The sequence below is a fragment of the Neisseria sp. P0021.S007 genome (assembly GCF_051956855.1).
Genome location: NZ_JBQCXA010000794.1, coordinates 1 through 596, shown reverse-complemented (window position 1 = coordinate 596; position 596 = coordinate 1). Strand labels below are relative to the sequence as shown.

At 54.0% G+C, this 596-nt stretch carries 1 protein-coding gene; it reads right to left on the bottom strand.

The features are described from left to right. Positions 1-596: Na+/H+ antiporter NhaC family protein (locus tag ACTHUR_RS15990; RefSeq protein ID WP_440399654.1), on the bottom strand; the 596-nt coding region annotated here is incomplete at both ends.

Sequence of the window (596 nt, the reverse complement as noted above, 5' to 3'; positions counted from 1 at the left end):
GCACAAAGGCACATAAATCGCGGTAATAATCGGCAAAGTGGAGAAAGACGAGCCGATGCCCATGGTTACCAGCAGGCCGACAAACAGCATGGTAAAGGCGGCCATGCCTTTATTGCTTCCGAACAAAGCCATGCTGCGTTCGACCAAAGGCTGAATGTCGCCGGTCGCGTTCATGACGGCGGCGAAACCTTGTGCCGCAATCATAATAAAGCCGACCATCGCCATCATTTTGATGCCTTCGCCGAACACATCACTGGCGGCGGAACGGTTCATCACGCCCAACATCATAAACACGGCAAAGCCCAACATCGCGCCCAATACCAACGAGTTTTCATACAAAAGCTGAATGGCAAAACACACGGCAATCGCCACGGCCGCCACCAAGCTGCGATAGGTTGACGGCTCTTGCTGCTGCACCGCTTCACGGTTGTCTTCCATATCGGCGGCGTTGTTTTGATAAATACGCGGCTTGCGGTAGTGCAAAAAGGCCAGCAGCAAACCGGACACCATGCCCAAAGCCGGAATCGCCATTGCGTGCATTACATTGATGCCGCCGGTGTCCATGCCTGCCGAGCGGATATTGCCCAACATGATGT